Genomic DNA, 18,804 nt, shown 5'->3' with positions numbered 1-18,804 from the left:
GCGTCGTTGTAGGAGGGAACGCGAATCGGAGCATGAGGGGTGCGGAGGGGACCGCGGCGGGTTCGATCGAGGTTCGGAAACCAACGATCGACCGTCCATCATAACTCATTCCGCTCAGGAGCGAACGGGCAATCCAGATGGGGGTTGGGATTTTGCAATCGTGGCCCACTTCATCCATACTGAATCGTCTCTTCTGAACCACTCGCGGTGCACCGCCGCTGTGTTGGTAAGCGTTCTTGCTTCATGATTCTCTTCCGCGAGCGATTTCAATGACCGCCGTTCCCGCCAATGAAGGAAGCGAATCGGTGACCGTGCCGACGCGTCGCCAGCAACTCGAGCACCATCTGAAGACTTGCCCCACGGATCGCGAGGGGTACCAGGAACTGGCCGCGATCTATCGCGAAGAAAATCGTCCCTTGCAGGCGGCGAAAGTCTTGCGTCAGGCACATGAGTTGTTTCCTGACGACATGTCGATGTTGTGGGAATTGGAAGAAGCCCAGTTGGCTCGGTCGGTCCAGCAGTTGGTGGAGGTGCGAGATCTGGCGACTCGGTTGGGGAATTCCTCCGCGGATCATGAGCTGGAACGTGCGACCACGGACTGGGCCAATTGTCGGCTCAAGGTTTGTCGGGCCCGGCTCGCGCGCGATCCTTCGCTGACCTACCTGCACATGGTCCTTGGCGAAGCCCTGTACGACCTGGAACGATACGACGAAGCGATGGAGGAGTTGGAACCGCTGGTGGATTCTGAAACCCATTCGCCCGGTGCCTACCTGTTGATGGGACGTTGTCAGTTGTTGCTCAGTCAAGACATGGCGGCGATGAAGTCGCTGCGTCAGGCCTCGATCCGGCGTGCGGTGGTCGGTCCTGCGAAAACTCGATCGGCGGCGCTCCGGTTGCTCATTGACTTGGCCGAGCGTCACGGTCTGCATGCCAGTTTGCAATTTTATCAACAATCTCTCCAGGCGATTTCATGAATCAAGCCATCGGTGACCCGGATCAAATTCGCCAGTTCGCATCTCAATTGGCTCGATTCGCGGAGGAGTTGCGGCAACGCGGGACAGGGCTGTCGGCTCAAATGAACCAGCTGGAACAAAGCTGGCGAGACGACCAGCAGAGAAAATTCAATCAAGAATTTCAGGATCAACTGCGGCAACTGCAGCGGTTGGTGCAGGCCACCGACGAGCATGTGCCCTATCTGATGCGGAAAGCAGATCAGTTGGACGCCTACCTGGGACGCTGATCCGCCGTAAGCATCTGTCGTCGCTCTGCGACTGTGGGATGGAGGCGTTGCATGAGGGAACCGCGGAGCGGTGACATTCGCCAGCCTCGGGTTTCAACCCGAGGTCTTGGGTGGCGTTCCCGAAACAGGACAGCCACGGAGTGGCGACAGGTGTTGGGAACGCGTGTCCGGCTGTCGTCGCTCCGCGACTGGGATGATTGTCGGGCGTCGGCGGGCCTTGGGTTGAAACCCAAGGCTGACGGATTCCGTCGCTCCGCGACTGGGGTGCGTTTCGATGTTAAACCCATGCTCATTGGGCTGTGATCGCGGTGTGACTGTGAGGCAGAGGCGTTGCATGAGGGAACCGCGGAGCGGTGACAGTCGCCAGCCTCGGGTTTCAACCCGAGGTCTTGGATGGCGTTCCCGAACCAGGACAGCCACGGAGTGGCGACAGGTGTTGGGAACGCGTGTCCGGCTGTCGTCGCTCCGCGACTGGGATGATTGTCGGGCGTCGGCGGGCCTTGGGTTGAAACCCAAGGCTGACGGATTCCGTCGCTCCGCGACTGGGGGGCGTTTCGATGTAAACCTCGTGCTCATTGGGCTGTGATCGCGGTGTGACTGTGAGGCAGAGGCGTTGCATGAGGGAACCGCGGAGCGGTGACATTCGCCAGCCTCGGGTTTCAACCCGAGGTCTCGGGTGGCGTTCCCGAACCAGGACAGCCACGGAGTGGCGACAGGTGTTGGAAACGCGTGTCCGGCTGTCAGCGTTCCGCGACTGGGATGATTGTCGGGCGTCGGCGGGCCTTGGGTTGAAACCCAAGGCTGACGGATTCCGTCGCTCCGCGACTGGGGTGCGTTTCGATGTAAACCTCGTGCTCATTGGGCAGTCATCGCTCTGTGACTGTGAGGCAGAGGCGTTGCATGAGGGAACCGCGGAGCGGTGGCATTCGCCAGCCTCGGGTTTCAACCCGAGGTCTTGGATGGCGTTCCCGAACCAGGACAGCCACGGAGTGGCGACAGGTGTTGGGAGCGCTTTCTAGGCATCCGACGATTTTCCGTTTGGACAAGGCTTGAAACCGCTTTCAGTGTGCTCTCAGCCACTCCGGATCTTCCTGGGGGAGCGGGCACTCGTGGTCAGCGGCGGCACCGGTTCGGCGAGGGGTTCTTGCAACGAGCGGTCGCAATGTCCACCCTAGGGAAGCGGGAAAGCAGAAATCTCACGCCCCATTCGTCCAAATGACGCTTCAGGCCACTTGGTGAATCGGTCGATACTTCCCGTCTGAACTTGCGATTCAACCTGATAGCGACCCCACTCTGATCAAAGGCACTTCCCAACGATGAGCCAGCACCCGAACTCGTTTCCAAAATTGCACAACGCTGCGTGGCCCGGAGTGGTCGGCAAGGGCGACGACGATGCCAACCCCATCATTCCCTTGGATGAAATGCTTGACCTCACCGCTGCGGCGGAAGTGGACGGGCGGAAGTTCGACGGCGTCGATCTGTTTTTGTTTTCGCCTCACGTGTCCATCGACGCGGACGATGCGGAACTGGAAGCCTTGGCCGAGAAAGTTCGCAGCCGATCATTGAACATCGGCACCGTGGTCGCTCCCGTCTGGGAACCCACCGGCGGCGGCAGCGCGGGCGGCAGTCCCGAAGAAGTCGAAGCGTTCTTGAAACAAGTTCGCAAGGGCTGCGAGATCGGCAAGAAGTTGCGTGAACTTGGCGTGCGTCCGTATGGCTGCATTCGCTTGGACAGTGCGATGGGTGTGGCGGATTGGGTCAAAGATCCCGAAGCCAACCAGAGCAAGATCGCCGACACGTTCAAAGCCGCTTGCGACATCGCCGAAGAGTACGACGAACGCCTCGCCGCGGAAGGCGAAATCTGCTGGGGTGGCATGCAGTCTTGGAAGAAGATGGTGGACTTGCTCGAGCGAGTCGGTCATCCCGAACGATTTGGTTTCCAAGCCGACATGGCGCACACGTTGCTGTACCTGCTTGGTTACAACGCACCGGAAGATGCGATTTTGCCGCAAGACTTTGACTGGGCCGACAAAGAGAAAAAGGCGGCGGCTTTGAAAGAGTTGACGCATGCTTTGCGGCCATGGACGATCGACTTCCACGTTGCCCAAAACGACGCGACCGTGCACGGCACCGGCAGCCACGACAAAACTGGACGCCACTGCTTGCCCAACGATCCCAACGGCAAGTTGGACATCGCCACCGACGCCGGCTACTGGTTGCGTGACGAGCATGGTGATGTGTTGCAGACCTGCAAGCACATTTGCTGGGACGGGTGCATGTTCCCCAACGACGTCATGCACAAACCTGAGACCTGGAACGAAATCTTGGCAGCGATGCTGAGCGTGCAAGACGCGCACGGCTGGAACGAGTGATTCGAGGTGGTTCCTCGCTCACCGGTTTGTTGAACTTATTTGATTTCACAACCCGACGCGTGAGCGAGGGATCCACAGGCTCGTTGCAATGACACGCGATCCCTCGCTCACGCTTCGGGTTAGGATTCAATCAACAGGCCGTCACGCGTCGGGTTTTGATTTTTCATGTCACCACTCAGTCAACCGACTGCTCGCGTGGTACCGCTAGCACAAAGCGTCAGGACGCGAGTCCTCCGGTCGAACCAAACTTTGCGGCGGAAGGGCGTCTGCCCTCCATCTACTTCAATCTCCCACTTTCCCCCATCGACGAATGAAACCTCTGAACATTGGCCTGATCGGCTACGGCTTCATGGGCCGAACGCACACCAACGGGTACCGTCAAGCTCCGCGTTTCTTTGACCTGGAATACCATCCCGTCTTGAAAGCCGTTTGCGCTCGCAACGAAGAGAAGGCCAAAGCCTTCGCGGAACAGCAAGGTTACGAGTCGGTGGAAACCGATTGGCGCAAACTGCTCGAACGCGATGACATCGACGCGGTCGACGTTTGCACGCCCAACAACCTGCACAAAGAAATCTCGATTGCCGCTGCCGAAGCCGGCAAGATGGTTCTGTGCGAAAAGCCCTTGGCGATGAACACCGCCGAAGGCATTGAAATGTGCGAAGCGGTTGAGAAGGCCGGCGTTCGCAACATGGTTTGGTACAACTATCGCCGGGTCCCGGCCGTGACGTTGGCCAAGCAATTGATTGACGAAGGTCGGCTCGGCAAGATCTTCCATTACCGTGCCAACTTCTTGCAGGACTGGACGATCAACGCCGACGTTCCTCAAGGCGGTGCGGCAACCTGGCGTTTGGATGCGGAAGCCGCCGGCAGCGGCGTGACCGGCGACCTGTTGGCTCACTGCATTGACGCCGCGTTGTGGCTCAACGGCGGGATCCAAGATGTTTCTGCCGTGACGGAAACGTTTGTCAAGGAACGGGTGCATGCGGAAACCGGCAAGAAGACCCCGGTCAAAATTGACGACGCTTGCGCCTTCCTTTGTCACTTCGACAATGGTTCGCTCGGGGTGTTCGAGTCGACTCGTTACGCTCGCGGTCACAAGGCGTTGAACACGCTGGAAATCAACGGTGAGTTCGGCTCGCTGCGTTGGGACTTGCACGACTTGCATCGCTTGGAGTTCTTCGACCACAACGACGACAGTATCGTCCGCGGTTGGCGCAGCATTCACGTCAGCGATGGCGACCACCCTTACATGGCCAACTGGTGGGTTCCAGGATTGCAGATCGGCTATGAGCACACCTTCGTGCACCAAGTGGCTGATTTCTTGAAGTCCTTGGAATCGGACCAGCCCGCCGCGCCGACTTTCCGCGATGCACTGGAAACCCAGCGTGTTTGCGACGCCGTGCTGGACAGTGCCGCAACGCGCAGCTGGAAAGACGTGAAGTGAAATCCGGCGACCTGACTGGTTTAGCAGAGTTGTTCCCCGCCGATCGGTTTCGGACCGACTCGGCGGCTCAGGCGGCATTCGAATCAGACGGGTTGCTCGCTTACACCGCTCGGCCTCGCGGCGTGGTCTTTCCCGAGACCGCTGACGAGGTCGTTTCGGCGGTGCGTTGGTGTTACGAGCATCACGTGCCAGTGGTTGCGCGAGGAAGTGGCACGGGCCTCTCCGGGGGCGCGATGCCGCATCGTGACGGGATCGTGATCGCGCTGAATCGGCTGAACCGTATCTTGCACGTTGACCCCGTCGAGCGAACCGCGACGGTCCAGTGCGGGGTGGTGAACCTCGCCGTTTCCCAGGCCGCTCGCCCGCATGGTTTGTACTTCGCGCCGGATCCGTCCAGTCAATCCGTGTGCACGATTGGTGGCAACATCGCGTTCAATTCCGGTGGTGCGCACTGCCTGAAGTATGGCATGACCGCAGGGCACACCTTGGCAATGGATGTGGTGCTGGGCGATGGGACCGTGACCAGCATCGGTGGATCGTCGTTGGAACATGCTGGCCCGGACACCACGGGTTTCTTTTGTGGCAACGAAGGCATGCTGGGGATCACGTTGCAAGCGACGTTGCGATTGTTGCCGTTGCCGGAAGTTTTCCACACCGTTTTGGTGGGGTACGACGACATCCGGGCCGCCGGGAATGCGGTCGGCGCGATCATCGCTGCGAATCTGTTGCCGGGGGCGATGGAAATCATGGACGCGATGTCGATTCGCGCCGCTGAAGCCGCCGTGGCCTGTGGCTATCCCAAGAACGCCAACAGCGTGTTGATTGTGGAGCTGGAAGGGTCTGCGGAACGCGTTGCGATGGAAAAGAAAATCTTGGCTGAAGTGATCGCCAGCACCCAACCGTCCGCGGTCGAGATCGCTGCCAACGACGCCGAACGATTGGCGATTTGGAAAGGCCGCAAATCGGTGTTCTCTGCGGCGGGGCGATTGAGCCCTGACTTCCTTGTTCAGGACGGCGTCGTTCCGCGGCGGCGTTTGGGAGAGGCCCTCGAGCGAATCGAGGCGATGAGCCGCGAATGTGGTGTGCCGGTCGCGAATGTTTTTCATGCGGGCGACGGCAACCTGCACCCGCTGATCATGTACGACGGGAAAATCCCCGGTGCCTTCGACAAGGCCAATGAGTTTGCGCATGCAATCCTTCGGTTGTGCATCGAAATGGGCGGTTCCATCACGGGCGAGCACGGCGTTGGCGTCGAGAAGCGGAGTGTCTTCGCCGAGATGTTTGACGAACCCACGATTGATTTGATGCACCGCGTGCGAGCCGAAATGGACCCTCACGAGATTTGCAATCGCGGCAAGATGTTTCCGGATGCCGAGTCCCCTGCCCTGTCCACGTCCGGGTTGCATCCCTTGGAAAAAGCGGGGGTGATCTTCCGTGAGTGAATCCGAATCCACCTCCTCATCTGCCATGCCAGACAGCATCGAAGCTCCAGAATCCGTGCGGCACTGGGTCGAGCTGATTCGCGATTGGAAGGCTTCGTCCGCCGGGGATCATTTGATTCCGGTTGGTCGATGCAGCAAGCCTGGGTTGTCGCTTGCCAACCTTGGGCAGGGGGCTGGTTCGAAGATCGGATCAACAGCCTGTTCGCTACGGCGAGTTTCCACACGAAATCTGTCTGGGATCCTTCAGCACGACCCTTCCGAGTTCACCATCTCGGTCGCCTCGGGAACGCCGCTTGAAGAAGTCATCGCCGCGCTAGCAAAGCACGGTCAAACCCTGCCCTTCAATCCGCCCAGAGCGGAACTGGGAGCATCGATTGGTGGTTGCGTTGCCTCGGGATGGAGCGGTCCCGGTCGCTGGCGATACGGAGGCCTGCGCGACTTCATCTTGGCCGCCTCGTTCCTGGATGGACTGGGCAACGAAGTTCACACCGGCGCCCCCGTGGTCAAGAACGCCGCCGGGTTCGACTTTCCAAAGTTGATGGTCGGAAGCCTCGGTCGATTGGGTGTGTTGACGCGATTGACGTTCAAGGTTTTTCCTCAATCCGTCGAGCCGCAAACCTGGGTGATCCAATGTGGCGATCTCGCGTTGGCCGCCTTGCACATGCAAACGCTCACTCGATTGCCGATTGAACTTGATGCCATCGAGTTGTGTCCGCCTGGAATGATCGATCCGGAAGACTGGTGCATCGTGTTGCGGGTTCCCGGGCCTACCTCGGTGGCGGAATCCATCATGGATCGCGTGAGGGGCAATCTTAGAGAGGCGGTCGCGTGGGAATTGTCCGAGCAGCAATCCCAGGAATTATGGTCGCAGCTGTTGGATGTCCCAGGCGAAGTCTCCGTTCGCATTCCGATCACGCCGCGGCAGATTGAAACGGCGGTGGAGTCGTTTCCCAAGCAGTTGACGCAACGAGGATGGAAGCTGCATTTCGGTCTGGCGGGCAATGTCATGTTCGTGACGGGGGCCGGTGAACTGGCGGTGTTGGATGCTTGGTTGATGGAGCATGCATTGGCGGGCTTGGTACTCGACGCCGGCGACGCGAACCCCCTTGGAACTCAAATCGGAATGTGGCGGCACGACGAAGTGGTTGTGCGTGTGTCACGGGCGATCGATCCGCATCAATGCTTTGCACCGTTCCAGTTCGGCGAGTCAAAGCACACACAACGCACGGAGGCCTAATCGCATGCAGCATGACATTCCCTTGGACAGCTCGGGCCCCAACGCGGACGCGATGGCTGAAGCCGTCAGCACTTGCATTCGTTGTGGTTTTTGCTTGTCTGCCTGTCCGACCTATGACGTCTTGCAGCGTGAATCGGATTCGCCGCGCGGTCGCATCATTCTGATGAAAGAAGTGTTGGAAGGTTCGATGCCTGCCGACGAAGCGGCGCCTCACCTGGACGCTTGTTTGGGTTGCTTGGCGTGTGAGCCGGCTTGTCCTTCGGGCGTGTCGTACCGGCACCTGCTGAGTCCGTATCGTTCGCTTGTTCGAAACCGCACTTCGGTCGCTTGGCCACAAAGGTTGCAGCGATGGTTGACTGCTCAAACGTTGCCATACCCCAAGCGGTTTCGTTTCGCGGCGCGGATGGGATTGATCGGCAAAACGTTCTCTGCTTTGGTCCCTTCGGTCCTGCGTCCGATGTTGGATCTGCTGCCGGAAACCTTGCCCGCTGCCAAGGAACTGCAGTCCCGCTACGCACCGATTGGTGAGCAGGTCGGCCGCGTCGCGTTGTTGGCCGGATGCGCGCAACAGGTCCTGGCACCTCAAATCAATGCAGCCACGATCCATGTGCTGCGGCACATTGGTTTGGAAGTGATGGTGCCAACCGAGCAGAGTTGCTGTGGTTCGCTGGCCTGGCATGTCGGCGACGGTGATCGAGCGGCCAAGTTCGCTCGCAACAACGTCCGTGCGTTTTCCAGTGACTCTCTGTCGATCGATGCGATTGTCACCAACGCCGCCGGTTGCGGATCGGGCATGCAAGAGTACGGCATGATCTTGCGTGGCACGGACATCGAGTCGCAGGCGACGGCATTGGCTAAAACGGTGAAGGACGTTTCCGTGGTGGTGTGCGAGCACGCGGATCGGTTGCGTTTGCGACGGCCTGGATTGGTCCACGAGAGCGAGGCCGTGGTGCGGGTGGCCTATCACGACGCGTGTCATCTGGCCAACGCTCAGGGTGTGCGAGTGCAACCTCGTGAGTTGCTTCGCCGAGTTCCGGATGTGGAGCTGGTGGACGTTGCGGAGGCGCACTTGTGTTGTGGTTCAGCGGGGACCTACAACTTGGATCAACCTGAGACGGCGGACGAACTCGGGCGTCGAAAAGCCAAAGCGGTGATGGCAACGGGAGCCCCGATTGTGGTCAGCGGCAACATCGGTTGCTTGACGCAATTGCAGACGCATCTGAATTCCATGGCGACAGAGGCTCATCCGGCACCACGGGTGATGCACACCATGGAATTTTTGAGTGCTTGCTTGGACGATCCCGTGTCGCGTTGATTGGCGATTCTGGTGATTGCCCAGGCCGCTCAATGGCCGACCCGCTTTTCGTTTGCCTCGCTTTGTCACGCTCCTTTCAAACCACCCCCAGAACCCAGACGATCTTGATGAGTGCGAACGAATTGTCCTTGAGTGAGTTGGAAGCGTTGGCCCGTCAGGAAAACGTTCTCGGGAAAACCGTCGACTGTTTGCTCGCGTTGCAATCCGATGACGAAGAAGTCCGGACTTGGGCGAGCGAGGTTCTGTCGGGATCGGTCGAGCCAAGTGCGGAGGAAGAAGAGGAAATGGCGGGCTTGCTGGAGTCGGTTTTTTACGAGGGCGAAGACGGCGACCGCTGGGATGTGTTGGCCGTCGATCAGCTCTACTGGACCGCCACGATGCTCGGGCGACTGAGTCAGTTGGACCCCTCGACCTCGAAAGTCTTGCGAGAACTCGCCCAGTCCAAGTCCACCGCACTCGCCCCAGCTGCCAAACGAGCCCAATCGGTGATCGAACGATTGGGGCAGTGAGGATTGCTCCGCTGGTGAATCGCTGGGGGGCAGAAAGTCGCATTCCTGGACGATGAAGCCGATTTGCAATGGACTTTTGGGGACGGAGAGCTAGTCTTTCAGCACAAACCGCCCGCGACGATTGTCTTCGCGAAATGGCGGGCAACGCATCCGGGTTCATTGGGTCCCTGTATCGATCACATGGTTGTGAGCGAGGGGAACACCATCTTGGTCCTGGGGCGAGTTCTTGAGCAACCTGGAAGTGGTTCTTGGAATTCGCTGATTGCACGGGTCACGCTTCACGTGATTCGAACCCAACCTTGGACCCTGTTTTGAACAAATTTGAAGATTTAGGGCTGTCTGGCCCTTTGCTGCAAGGCCTCGAGCAAGCCGGCTACGAAACTCCCACCCCGATTCAAGCTCAGTCGATCCCCGAAATTCTTGACGGCAACGACGTCCTGGGTGCCGCGCAAACTGGCACGGGAAAAACGGCGGCGTTTGCACTGCCCATCCTGCAGATCATGTGGGAAGACGATCAGGAACGGCGAGAGCCGTCCAACCGTCGTGGTGGTCGCCCTGGAAGACGCCCCATCCGCACGCTCGTGCTGTCCCCGACCCGCGAATTGTCGGCCCAGATCGAGGCGAATTTCCGGATCTACGGCAAGAAGACTCGGCTTCGCAGCACGGTCATTTTCGGAGGTGTCAACCAAAATCCACAGGTTCGCGAGTTGCAATCTGGTGTGGACACTTTGGTTGCCACGCCCGGGCGATTGTTGGACTTGGTCAGCCAAGGGTTTGTGGATTTAAAGGACGTCGAGATTCTCGTTCTGGACGAAGCCGATCACATGCTCGACATGGGGTTCCTGCCCGATGTCAAACGGATTTTGAGACTGCTGCCTCGCGATCGACAGAACCTGTTGTTCTCGGCGACGATGCCCGCCCCGATCCGCAAATTGGCTGATGAGATCCTGGTCGATCCGATCACGATCCAGATCGCACCGCAAAAGCCAACTGTCGAGCGAATCGAACAGTCGATTTGCTTTGTCGCTCAAGCTGACAAGCCACGCTTGCTCAATCACTTCATCGAAACGAAGGCCACTGGGTCGACGTTGGTGTTCACTCGCACCAAGCACGGCGCCGATGCGGTGGCGCGTCGATTGGTCAAAGCCGGTGTCAAAGCGGCGGCGATTCACGGCAATAAAACACAAGCCAATCGTGTGCGGACGCTGAACAAGTTCAAGAATGATGAACTGGATGTGTTGGTGGCCACCGATGTGGCCGCTCGCGGCATCGACATCGATGGCATTCAAACGGTGATCAACTACGACACGCCCAACACTCCCGAAGCCTACGTGCACCGCATCGGTCGAACGGGGCGAGCGGGCCGGGAAGGCGAAACCGTCATGTTCTGTGGCGGCCACGAGACCAAGTTCTTCATCGCGATTGAACGCGAAATCAAGCTGCAGATTCCCGTTGCGAGTGGACTGCCCGGTTGTCAGCCTCGGCCGCTTCAGGACCCAGGTTCGGGCGACAAATCGAATTCTCGTTCCGGTGGTCGATCCGGCGGCGGAGGTCGTTCACGATCTTCTTCTGACCATCCAGGTGGTTCGGGCGGCGGTGGATCCAAGCCCGGCGGCGGACGTCGTCGTGGGCGTGCTGCCGGCAGCGTCAGTGGTCGCGGCAGCACCGTCGGACGGAAGTCCACAGGCGGTGAAGCCAGCAAGTCCGGTGGCGGTTCCAAGAACGGTCGCGGACGTGGCGGACGACCTTCGTCTCGCTGAACCTAAGGCGTTGGTTGAGCGCCGGTCTCTTCGTAGATCGGCAGGTGCCGGTAGTAGACTTCCAAGTTGAGCAGGTTCATCGCGGTGACGTACAAGCGTCCGCCGTGAGCGCTCCATCGGTCAGGGACCGGTAATTCAGGGTCCCAGCTGCCTGCTTCGGGACCGCGTTTGATTTGGCTGTCAATCAGGACCGGATTGAGATACTGATTCCAGTTCTCCCAGTGCTCACCGCCCATGTGGAACATCACCTGGGTGGCGTAGTACCAGTAGTAAGTGTCTCGCTGTGGGACTCGGTTGGTGCCAACGCTGGGTGGAAATTTGGCGATGTAGTCTGCCGCCGATTGCATGTCTTCATTCTCACGGCTCCAGCCGGAATACATTCGCATCAAAATCCCCACCGCGGTCATCGTGGGTGACGGGCGGCGTCCGTGAGCTTGGGCAGGCGTGTTGGGAGCAAACGGGTTGTAGCGATAGCGGTCCCGTTCCGTGGGGCTGGCTTTGGCCAGTTCCAGCCAGCGATTGATCCCGGCGTAAGTGTCAGGGGAAACATCCAGCCCAGACAATTCGCCACTCTTGAGCGCCATCATCATCCAGCCGGTGACACTGGTGTCGCTGCTGACCTGCGGTGTGTAACGCCATCCGCCGCGTTGTCGGTGCTGGGTTGCTTCGATGTAATTGAGGCACATCTGGGCTGGTTCACGCAGTTCGCTGTCCTGCGTCATGCCGTAGGCTTCGCACAATGCCAAGGCTGCGATTCCGTGAGAATAGAAGGCAACGTTTTGGTCGCTCAGCGGATTTTCACGACGGTACAAATCACCGTTGGTGCGTTGGTTGTCGATCAGGAACTTCAGGCCCTTGGCGACGACCGGGGCGTATTGATGTTGCCGGTGGGTGTAGCCAGCACCTTGAAACGCCAGCAGGCACATGCCCGTCGCGGCGGTGTCGGATTGCAGGATCACGTCTTCGCCGTGCCCTTGCAGTGCCCAGCTGCCATCTTCGTTTTGCAGCGAGGCGAGGAACGCGAGTCCAAGTTCGATGGCTTCTTCTGTGGCGGGCCCGACCATGCCTGCGGGCGCGGGCGCGGCGCCGCCATTGGTGCGTTGAACACGCCGGCTGAACTGTTCCACGGCCGCGACGGACAGACCTGCGGGAGTGACTGGGCCACCGACATCGCGTCGTTGACGTTGCCCGCGGGTGAGGTCCAACGCTGCCATTTCGACTGGTTCATCGGATGGGACGATGCCTGCTTTGTCCGCTCGCTCGATGGACAATCCCGCTGGACCGTCCGGAGCGTTGAGGTCAAAGACAGGGTCCGCCGTCATCGCTAATTCGTTCAATGACGATTCGGCAGAGCGGGCCAGGTCACGCGACGGGCTGTCGTTCATCATCCGGTCCGTGGCCGCATCGGACGCTTCGCCCGGCGCGGAACCCTCGTCCGTGGCGTCGGCCAGCATCGCGGCGATGGCTCCCGAATCGGGGCCCGGTCCGGTGGAGCCGCTGCGTTGGCCGACGCTTCGACGTTTGGCGGATCGTGGCCTGCTGAGTGCTTGGTTGGTTGCCTCGGGCATCCCCGCCATTGTGGCCAAGCGCGCGGCTTGAGGCAGGTTACCCTGCCCCGTTGTCGGCGCGTTGTCGATCGCGGCCATGGCGGATTCACCCGGTGAAAGCGTCACGTTGGCGCCCACCGCTTGGCTGGTTCTTTGAATCGGAGCCAGTTCCGGTGTCAGCATGCGTTCCGCGTCGACTTCCACTTTCGCGATGGAGACGGTTGGTGGCGTGGGGGCAGCTCCGGCAGCCGATTGCCGTGTGGGACGCTGCCGTTGGCTGCGCTCACGAGCCAGCCCTGCGGAGCCAACCGTCGGCATCGATTCCGCCATCGCTCGCATGGTCGGGGCGGGCATCGGTGTCGGATCTTGGGTGGGGGCTGGCGACATGTCCGCTGACATCGCGACGGTGGCGCCGCTGCGTTGACGCTTGGCCGCCGCAGACGTCGATTTCTCGGCAGGCGTTTGCTCCGCCGTCGGTGCCACCGCAGTGTCGATCTCGGGGGCTTGGGGGGCTGACTGCGCCTGAGGCGCTGGCTCGGTCGGTTGCCGTCGTCGAGCCAGTCGAGAGGGCGATTCCGAGGGCTGCGGTTTGGCCATCTCCGGTTGAGCGCGTTCCATCAGGAACTTTTCTGGATCCCGCGGTTGCTCTTGATTGGGGCGAGGGATTTCCAGTCGCGGCGCGGAACGTTTCACAGGCGGCATCTGACGCTGCTCGAGCGGGATGACTTGCGAGGTCGTCTCGGCGTCCACGGGCTGGGACCAATCAGGCGTCACCGCGTTGGATTCATCGGGCTTCTGAAACAGGTACTCCGGAACCGTTTTGCGGATCGGTGATCGATCGGGTTTGACTCCCGCAAACGCCTCCGGGAAATAATGGGGGAAGATGACCCAGCGCACCGCCAACACGATCAGCAGCAGGTGGACGAAGATGCTGAACAGGAACCCCAGCTGGAACGATTTCTGAACGTACTTGGACGCGATTTGGTGCAGGCCAAATGCAAGTCCAGCGCCGACCAGCGGCACTGCGATCGCGTAAGTCCAGGCGTTGTACAGCGGTCGCGGGTCATCAAATGAGAGATAACCCAAGATCATGTACAGGATCAGGCCGGTCAACGAAATCAGCGCCAGGTCGAGCGGCCACATTCGCTCGTCCTCGGGATCTGCAATCTCGTCAAAGAAGGTTGGTTCTTTACTCACCGGATCAGCCTGCCGGCCCGTCTTTGGTGGAGACCGAATAGTCACTCACCCCGGTGCGGTTGCACACGTCCATGACGTTCACGACCGGTTGAAAGCTGGCGTTTTGATCGGCACGGATCACCACCGTTTGGTTGGTCGGGTTGCTGGCGACCGCTTTTTGGAGCAGTTGTTCGAGTTCTTTCAGCGGGGTGGATTTGCCTCGCAAGTAAACCGTTCCATCGGCATCGATGTCGACCACGACTTCGCGAGGTTTGCTGGTCATCGGAACGGCGCTGGTCGCTGACGGCAGCACGATGTCGAGCCGGCGTTCCTCGTCTTCAAACTCACTGGTCACCAGGAAGAAAATCAGCAGCAAAAAGACCACATCGATCAATGGGGTCAGACTGAGTGTTCCGGCAACGTTGGAGCGTTTGAGTTGAACAGCCATGATCGATCACGAGGTGGTGACAGGGGGCGGTGAGTGGACGGTCACCGGCGGTGGTGCCCCGTTGTCGAGTGGGCGGAGTTGACCTTCCGCGTCCATCCGCGAGCGGCCTACAAAACGCACCAATCCGGGCGCGATGGTGAACGCCAATTCTTCGATGCGATGAAACAACTTGGCGATTCGGTTTTCAAGGTACTGAGCCAGGATGGCGGCAGGGATCGCGACGGTCAGTCCCGCCAGTGTGGTTACCAGGGCTGTGTAAATCCCTTCTGACAGTTGTTCGCTGCGGCTGCGGTCGGCCGTCAATGTGCTGGATTCATGAAAGGCCACAATCATGCCCCACACGGTCCCCAGCAGTCCCATCAAAGGGGTCGCGGCAGCGGCCAGTGTGAGCCACCGCACCGGGCTGGCGTAGCGATCCGCTTCCCGCTGCAAAGCTTCTCCTGCGGCGCGTTCGATGTCGCCCAGGGGTTGCCCCGTGCGCATCAGCATCGACGAGATCACACGCGCGGCTGGAGACGGATTCTCGATGCAAATCTCTTGGGCGGTGCTGGGCGGAAACGTCTCGTGCGTCGCGGCCAAATCGCTGATTTGGTTGACCAGTGATCGGGGGAGGATTTTCTCGGTTCGCAATGACAGCGTCCGTTCCACCGACAGCGTCACCACCAACATGCTCATCAGTCCGATGGGAATCATGAACCGTCCGCCACGCGCGATCAGCGACAGCAGGTCGATGCCTGAGGGTTGGTCGGAACCGGGTTGCTGCGTTGGTTCGTCATTCATGACGGACTGAATGTCGGCGGCATCGACGATGCCTTGCGTGGCACCCGTCGGTTCGCCGCCTTCTTGAGCGGACACCGATTGCGACAGGAGTGGACCTGGTACCGCGGTGATCAACAAAGCGGACCAAAGGACAGCGATGCCCAACGTCGTGCGCCGGCGTCGTCGGTCGTTGGAAAGAAATCTCACGGTGCTTTCAGTGCCTCCGCCCGTTGCTTGGCCTTGGCAGCCAATTCATGCCCGGGATGTTGATCGATCACGTACTGGTAAAAATCCTGGGCGAACTTGGTGGCTTTCGCTTTGGCGGCATCGGTTTGTGCTGACTGCGTCAGCAGTTCGGCACATCGTCCCGCCTCGAACCCGCTCTTGGCTTGCCAATTCTTGATGACAGGATCGGCTTTGTCCGCCCCAAAACCAAACATGACGCGTTGGAATTCTGGGATCGCTTGGTCGAACGTTTTGTTCGCAAAGTGAATCTCACCCATCATGAACCGAGCGCGAGCCGCAATTTCGCTACGGAAATTGTCCGCGACCTCGGAATAGAATTTCAATGCCTGTTGGTCATTCCCCGCGTTTTGAGCGGCGAATCCGATCTCATAGAACACTTGGGGAAGATAGGTCGTCGCGGGGAATCGTTCGCGGAGTTCGTTGTACCAATCGATGGCGTCCTCAAATTGACCCAGCTGAGCAGCGCTCTGGCCACCGTGCAGCAAGATCAATTCCCGGACCTGACGCTCGGCTCGGTCTCGGATTGACTTGGCGGAGTCGTTCTCGGCAACGATTTTTTCACGAGCTTTGGAATACGCTCGCAGCGCTGTGTCGTACTGTTCTTGTTTGAAACGAGATTCACCGATCATCATCATCGCGTCCAGCAGCAACCCGCCCTGCTGCACTTCGACGTACTGGCGTTTGAAGGCAGCTTCGGCTTCGGCGTACTTTTTCTGCTTGTAGTGAGACCAGCCCAAGCGATAGAGCGACTTCTCTTTCAGATCCAAGTCAGCGGTCTTGTCGGCCGCAATTTGAAACGCCTTCGCGGCCTCGGACCAGCCTTCCTTGCGGTAGTGGTCTTGGCCGACGAAGTAAGCTGCGTCCGCCACCAAGGCGTTGTCAGGGAACTTTGAAATCAGTTGTTCGAATTGGGCCAGCGCCTGTTCATCTTGCCCGCTCTCGCGGAGTGACCAGCCCAGTTCGTAAAGAACTTTGTCCATGTCGGGGTAGTCAGGGACCTCATCGACAATTCGTTGCAGGCTCTCGGCTGCCTTGGCGGTTTGCGAAGCGTTCTGATCCAGCAGCGCCAGTTCGTAGAGTGCGTGGCCGAGGTTGTTCCCGGTTGGCTGCGTCTCCAAAAACGCGGTCAAGTCGGTTCGTGATTCTGGGTCTTGATCGAGGTGGCGATAAGCGATGCCTCGCGAGAGCAGTGCATCGTCAACCAGAGCGTGGTCGGGGGTTTCCGTGATCAAGTCGGAAAGCGTCTTCACGGCTTGTGCGTGTTGTTGCGATTGCAGTTCCGCCATGCCCTTGGCGTAGCGAGCAAACGGCACCAGGCCCGCGTCGCGTTGGGAGGTCAGGATGGGGGCGAAGTATTCAATCGCTTCGGCGTACTGTTGCTCGCCATTGGCCAGTTGCCCGAGTTTGTAACGGGCTTGGTCGGCCATTCGGCTTTCGCCATTGCTGCGAATGAGTTCTTTCCAAATGCCCTCCGCAGCGTCACGATTCCCGGCGGCCAGTTGAGATTGGCCCGCCATCAGGAAGGCTTCGTCGGAACGGGCCCACTCAGGGGCGGCTTCTCGGCTGGCTTGAAATGACTTGGCGGCCTGTGCCGCATCGCCACTGGACAACTCCGCTTGTCCGGCCAGCAGCAAGGCTTCGGCTTTTTGTTCTGGCGTCTGCATGGCCCCCAGGTTTTCGCGAATCAGGGTGGCGGTCTTCGTGGGTTCACCTGCGGCCTTCCACGCGGTCGCCCCACGAAGAATCCATGTTGGACGCTGGGGGTGGTCGCGATGTGGTTGGCTGTCGACCAGTGATTGGTAGCGTTTGGCGGCGGACTCCGCTTGGCCCGATGCCAGCAGGGCTTCGGCGCCCACAAACGATGCGTCTGGTGCGAGTGGGTCACGCGGGTACTTGGCCTCAAAGTCATCCGCCAACTTCGTGGCTTGGTCGGTCTCACCAAGCTGCAACGCCACGAACGCGGCGTTGTACAGAGCCCGTGGTGCGAGCGCATGCTCGGCATGGTCGCTGGCGATGGCTCGGTATTGATCCAGGGCGTCTTTCAGGCGGTCGGGTTGCAGAGAGAGGGCCTCGGCCGCATCCAGTTTGAGAGCGACGGCGAAGCTGCCCTGGGGACCGCGCTTGATTTGTTCCGACGCCACTTCATAAGCGGCCTTGGCCGCTTCCAACATCTTGGCAGGGTCACGATTGGCGGTGCCAAGTTCGATCCGAGCCAGCCAGTGGGCCGATTCGGTTGCGGCCTCGGGATCGGTGCCCTGGAGCACATCTCGAAAGCGAGCGGCCGCGCCGGAAAGGTCCCCTGCTTGATAAAGCGTTTGGGCGGAGGCCAGGGCTGCCGCGGCGGCGTAAGGTGATTTTGGGAACTGCGTCAGCAGTTTTTCATAGGAAGCGGAGGCTTGGGTCGGGTCGCCGTCTTGAGCGAACGCGTACCCTTGGCGGAACAAAGAATACGCTTTGTCCTCGGGAGTTGCGTTGGCATGGTTCGCAACCGAATCGAAGCGTTTGACGGCTGCCTGCATCTCGCCTTGCAACAAAAGCATGTCGCCCATCCGGATCTCGACATCGAGGACCAAGTCCGAGTCCGCGCAGGCCTTCAACAGTTGCTGGTAGGACGACTGGGCTTGGTCGTACTTCTTTTGTTCTTCCAGTGCGACACCGCGAGCGTACAGCGCATCGCATCGCAAGACGGAATCCCCGATGCCATCCAGTTTCATCATCGCGTTGTAAGATTCGATCGCCTCGTCCAGTTCGCCGATCGCGTACTGGGCTTCACCTCGATAGAAGTACGCCCGGTCCAGCAGTCGCGAATCGGGGTTTTCTTTGATCAGTGTGTCGTAGGTTGCGATCGATTCGCGAAGCAGTTTGGGGTCCGCTTCTTCGCCGGTTCCCGCCGCCGCGTACAGGCACCAACCACGGTTGGACAGGCTTTCTTCGCGGAGATCGTAAGCGGTGTCTTGAAGGGCAACCTGGAAGGCGTCGGCGGCAGCTTTTAAATCCGGCGTGTCTTGCTGCATGTAGCAGACGCCGAGGTAATGCGAGGCTTTGGATGCCAATGCACTGTCGGGGTATTCCTTCAGGAATCGGGTCCAGGTGTCGACGGCCAGCCCAATGGCACCGTTGGTTTGGAAGTTCGCCGCGTCGGCATAGAGCGCGACTGCGGCGGAATCTTGTGTCGATTCATCTTGAGCAACCAGACGATGCGCCGGCCAGTTCAAGACCAAGGTCATCACCAGCAACAAACCAGCAACGCGGGGGAAACACGAGAGGCCGAACAACGGTGTTCGAACGATGGTTGGCATGGCAGCAGAA

Annotated in this window: 13 protein-coding genes; 9 read left to right on the top strand and 4 right to left on the bottom strand. The window is 59.6% G+C overall.

Annotated features, from left to right (window positions below):
- Positions 1-269: 269 nt before the first annotated feature.
- The 9 genes from PSR62_RS25115 to PSR62_RS25075 all read left to right on the top strand — a co-directional run bounded on the left by PSR62_RS25115 (position 270) and on the right by PSR62_RS25075 (position 11,319).
- Positions 270-974, top strand: coding sequence for a tetratricopeptide repeat protein (locus PSR62_RS25115; protein WP_274405695.1), 705 nt, complete (start codon positions 270-272; stop codon positions 972-974).
- Positions 971-1,240: a WXG100 family type VII secretion target gene (locus tag PSR62_RS25110; RefSeq protein WP_007326182.1), complete on the top strand. Its 270-nt coding sequence runs from the start codon at positions 971-973 to the stop codon at positions 1,238-1,240. The genes PSR62_RS25115 and PSR62_RS25110 overlap by 4 nt, the downstream gene beginning before the upstream one ends.
- 1,316 nt (positions 1,241-2,556) lie before the next feature.
- On the top strand, positions 2,557-3,612 hold the full coding sequence (locus PSR62_RS25105) for a sugar phosphate isomerase/epimerase family protein (protein WP_274405694.1): 1,056 nt from the start codon (positions 2,557-2,559) through the stop codon (positions 3,610-3,612).
- 310 nt (positions 3,613-3,922) lie between these two features.
- Positions 3,923-5,056 carry a Gfo/Idh/MocA family protein gene (locus PSR62_RS25100; protein WP_274405693.1) on the top strand — a complete coding sequence of 378 codons (1,134 nt, stop codon included), beginning with the start codon at positions 3,923-3,925 and terminating at the stop codon, positions 5,054-5,056.
- On the top strand, positions 5,053-6,498 hold the full coding sequence (locus PSR62_RS25095) for an FAD-binding oxidoreductase (protein WP_274405692.1): 1,446 nt from the start codon (positions 5,053-5,055) through the stop codon (positions 6,496-6,498). Before PSR62_RS25100 ends, PSR62_RS25095 begins: the two co-directional genes overlap by 4 nt.
- On the top strand, positions 6,491-7,735 hold the full coding sequence (locus PSR62_RS25090) for an FAD-binding oxidoreductase (RefSeq protein ID WP_274405691.1): 1,245 nt from the start codon (positions 6,491-6,493) through the stop codon (positions 7,733-7,735). Before PSR62_RS25095 ends, PSR62_RS25090 begins: the two co-directional genes overlap by 8 nt.
- Positions 7,736-7,739: 4 nt before the next feature.
- Entirely contained in the window at positions 7,740-9,050 is a 1,311-nt protein-coding gene (locus PSR62_RS25085) for a (Fe-S)-binding protein (protein ID WP_274405690.1), read from the top strand.
- Positions 9,051-9,157: 107 nt separating this feature from the next.
- Complete coding sequence (locus tag PSR62_RS25080; protein WP_274405689.1) at positions 9,158-9,559, top strand: hypothetical protein; 402 nt, start codon at positions 9,158-9,160, stop codon at positions 9,557-9,559.
- 299 nt (positions 9,560-9,858) lie between these two features.
- Entirely contained in the window at positions 9,859-11,319 is a 1,461-nt protein-coding gene (locus PSR62_RS25075) for a DEAD/DEAH box helicase (RefSeq protein WP_443217329.1), read from the top strand.
- 2 nt (positions 11,320-11,321) lie between these two features.
- On the opposite strand, the gene PSR62_RS25070 is transcribed toward PSR62_RS25075, so the two are convergent.
- From PSR62_RS25070 to PSR62_RS25055, 4 genes are read right to left on the bottom strand one after another with little or no spacing between them, the layout of a single operon-like run.
- On the bottom strand, positions 11,322-14,009 hold the full coding sequence (locus PSR62_RS25070) for a hypothetical protein (protein ID WP_274408300.1): 2,688 nt from the start codon (positions 14,007-14,009) through the stop codon (positions 11,322-11,324).
- Positions 14,010-14,067: 58 nt separating this feature from the next.
- Entirely contained in the window at positions 14,068-14,490 is a 423-nt protein-coding gene (locus tag PSR62_RS25065) for an ExbD/TolR family protein (RefSeq protein ID WP_274405687.1), read from the bottom strand.
- Positions 14,491-14,496: 6 nt separating this feature from the next.
- On the bottom strand, positions 14,497-15,414 hold the full coding sequence (locus PSR62_RS25060; RefSeq protein ID WP_338020255.1) for a MotA/TolQ/ExbB proton channel family protein: 918 nt from the start codon (positions 15,412-15,414) through the stop codon (positions 14,497-14,499).
- Positions 15,415-15,452: 38 nt separating this feature from the next.
- Positions 15,453-18,794: a tetratricopeptide repeat protein gene (locus PSR62_RS25055; protein WP_274405685.1), complete on the bottom strand. Its 3,342-nt coding sequence runs from the start codon at positions 18,792-18,794 to the stop codon at positions 15,453-15,455.
- Positions 18,795-18,804 lie beyond the last annotated feature (10 nt).

This window comes from Rhodopirellula sp. P2 (assembly GCF_028768465.1).
In the GTDB taxonomy this organism is placed as follows: Bacteria; Planctomycetota; Planctomycetia; order Pirellulales; family Pirellulaceae; genus Rhodopirellula.
The sequence above is the reverse complement of the archived record's forward strand: the minus strand, read 5'-3'. Positions and strand labels throughout refer to the sequence as shown.

What these genes read in the sequence shown, in the direction of transcription:
- PSR62_RS25065 (WP_274405687.1), bottom strand. Translation starts at nt 14,490, where the DNA reads ATGGCTGTTCAACTCAAACGCTCCAACGTTGCCGGAACACTCAGTCTG.
- PSR62_RS25080 (WP_274405689.1), top strand. Translation starts at nt 9,158, where the DNA reads ATGAGTGCGAACGAATTGTCCTTGAGTGAGTTGGAAGCGTTGGCCCGT.
- PSR62_RS25070 (WP_274408300.1), bottom strand. Translation starts at nt 14,009, where the DNA reads ATGTGGCCGCTCGACCTGGCGCTGATTTCGTTGACCGGCCTGATCCTG.
- PSR62_RS25110 (WP_007326182.1), top strand. Translation starts at nt 971, where the DNA reads ATGAATCAAGCCATCGGTGACCCGGATCAAATTCGCCAGTTCGCATCT.
- PSR62_RS25100 (WP_274405693.1), top strand. Translation starts at nt 3,923, where the DNA reads ATGAAACCTCTGAACATTGGCCTGATCGGCTACGGCTTCATGGGCCGA.
- PSR62_RS25055 (WP_274405685.1), bottom strand. Translation starts at nt 18,794, where the DNA reads ATGCCAACCATCGTTCGAACACCGTTGTTCGGCCTCTCGTGTTTCCCC.
- PSR62_RS25105 (WP_274405694.1), top strand. Translation starts at nt 2,557, where the DNA reads ATGAGCCAGCACCCGAACTCGTTTCCAAAATTGCACAACGCTGCGTGG.
- PSR62_RS25085 (WP_274405690.1), top strand. Translation starts at nt 7,740, where the DNA reads ATGCAGCATGACATTCCCTTGGACAGCTCGGGCCCCAACGCGGACGCG.
- PSR62_RS25115 (WP_274405695.1), top strand. Translation starts at nt 270, where the DNA reads ATGACCGCCGTTCCCGCCAATGAAGGAAGCGAATCGGTGACCGTGCCG.